This is a genomic window from Sodaliphilus sp. (assembly GCF_045598405.1).
Lineage (GTDB): Bacteria > Bacteroidota > Bacteroidia > Bacteroidales > Muribaculaceae > Sodaliphilus > Sodaliphilus limicaballi.
On record NZ_JAZLLZ010000040.1, the window covers coordinates 1 to 2,394 of the forward strand.

Sequence of the window (2,394 nt, forward strand, 5' to 3'; positions counted from 1 at the left end):
AAGCAACCACCAAGCACAAAAATGTGCCTGGCTACCTTCTTTTTGCCCAAGCTCACGCAAAAAACGGCAAAAACAACGCCAAATGGCGTAAAAAACGTTAAATTACACTCAATTTATTTGGATTTCAACATAGAAGGCACAGCGCTTCCCCGATAAAATACAAACTACGGATCACGCCGATTTCAGATTGATTTTTTCTCTCTGTGACCCCTGTGTCTCCGTGGGAGAGGGTATAATAGAACTTTTTACTTGGCCGAGAGTGTCACCAGCGGCACTAGCATCTCTTCCATGGAGATGCCGCCGTGCTGGAAGGTGTCGGTGTAATACTGCACGTAGTAGTTGTAGTTGTTGGGATAAGCATAGAAATCGCGGTTGGTGGCGAAGATATAGGTTGTCGACACATTGGGCGAGGGCAGGCCGTAGCGTTTGGGCTGCTTGATCTCAAACACCTGCTTGGGGTTATAGTTGAGGTTGCGACCCAGCTTGTAGCGCAGGTTGGTGTTGGTGTTCTTTTCGCCTATCACCTTGATAGCATTGTTCACGCGCACTGTGCCGTGGTCGGTGGTGAGCACCACCTTGTAGCCGTCGCGTGCCATGAGTTTGAACAACTCGAGGGCATAGCCATTGCGGAACCACGACTCGGTGAGCGAGCGGTAAGCACCGTCGGTGTTAGCCAACTCGCGTATCATCTTGCTCTCGGTGCGTGCGTGTGAGAGCATATCCACAAAGTTGAGCACAAGCACGTTGAGGTCAAAGTTGGCCAGTGACTTGAAGTTGCGCAGCAGTCTCTCTCCGGCATTGCTGTCGTTCACTTTGTTGTAGGAGAAGTGCACCTTGCGGCGATAGCGGTCCAGGATGGTCTGCACCAGCGGGGCCTCGTTGACGTTCTTGCCCTCCTCGCTGTCCTCATCCACCCAGAGGTCGGGGAACATTCTCTCGATATCGACGGGCATGAGTCCCGAGAAGATTGCGTTGCGCGCATACTGCGTGGCGGTGGGCAGGATTGTGGTGTAGAGCTGCTCGCTGTCCACGTTGAAGTAGTCGCTGAGCAGTGGCGAGATGGTCTTCCACTGGTCGAGCCTGAAGTTGTCGATGACTACGAAGCACACCTTCTCGCCGGCGTCGAGCAGCGGCATGACGTGGGTCTTGAATATCTCGTTGCTGCGCAGCGGGTGCTCGTCGGCAGTGAGCCATTTCTCATAGTTGCGCTTGACAAACTTGCAGAAGGCGTTGTTGGCGTCGTTCTTCTGTGTGAGCAGCATGTCCTCCATGTTAGACCCGGCGCTGGCTATGGAGAGCTCCCACCTCACGAGGGTGTTGTAAATCTCATACCAGTCGTCGATGGTCGCTGCCTGGTCAATCTGCATGCTGATGTTCATGAACTGCTGGCGGTAGTCGCCCGTTACCTTCTGCTCCACGAGGTCCACGCTGTGAAGGTTCTTCTTGATGGACAGGAGAATCTGCATGGGGTTGACGGGCTTGATGAGGTAGTCGGCGATTTCGCTGCCTATGGCCTGGTTCATGATGTTCTCTTCCTCGCTCTTGGTGATCATGATGACGGGCACGTTGGGTTGCTGTATCTTGATTTCCTGCAATGCCTCGAGTCCGCTGATGCCGGGCATGTTTTCGTCGAGGATGATCAGGTCGAAGTTTTGCTGCGTGATGGCGTCGAGAGCATCGCGCCCGTTGGTCACGGTCACAATCTCGAATCCCTTGTTCTGTAAAAACAGTATGTGAGGCCTCAAGAGGTCAATCTCATCGTCGGCCCATAGAATCAGTTCCTTGCTCATAGTGGTGATATATATCTTATAAACGCAAAGATACGATTTTTATTATTAATCACCGTGAGAGTAGGGAATATGATTTCTAGAAATTAAAATAATTTAGCATGATTACCCCGAAAACTCAACCATTCAGCAATGGAACTCCCCGCGCGGATCTCACTGAACTCACTGATTTTTTTCATTGAATATATATTAACTCAACTTTAGCATGTGAAACCATTTGAGCCTCACCCATTTGCTCCGATTAGCGTCCTGCTGGACGCGGTGCGTGTTGCATTTATTCCCCCCCCGCCACTTCGTTCGGCGGTGGGGGTTATTCAGGTATTGTCCTGCCGGACAATAAATTAGCAATATTTATTATCAAATGCTAAAGTTGAATATATTAACAATTAGAGGCTGAAAGCCGACACGCACAAAGCTTGCTTTGGGCACATAACCCCCACCGAAGGGAGTGAAACGACTGCCGGTGGGGGGTGTGAAGTGTAATAAAATCGCGGTTGAAGACCGCTACCTCGAAACGTGCAAGGTTGCGGTCTTCAACCGCAGTATAGTGTATCGCGTTTACCCTGCCCTGCCTTCGCTTGCGCTCAGTTAGGACAGGGTTATGTGC

Annotated in this window: 1 protein-coding gene; it reads right to left on the reverse strand. The window is 51.1% G+C overall.

All coding sequences use genetic code 11. The features are described from left to right. Nucleotides 1–245: 245 nt before the first annotated feature. The gene (locus tag ACKI3C_RS03690) at nt 246–1,790 is read right to left on the reverse strand and encodes a PglZ domain-containing protein (protein ID WP_407402170.1); all 1,545 of its coding nucleotides are present in this window, start codon (nt 1,788–1,790) and stop codon (nt 246–248) included. Between the last annotated feature and the right edge of the window lie 604 nt (nt 1,791–2,394).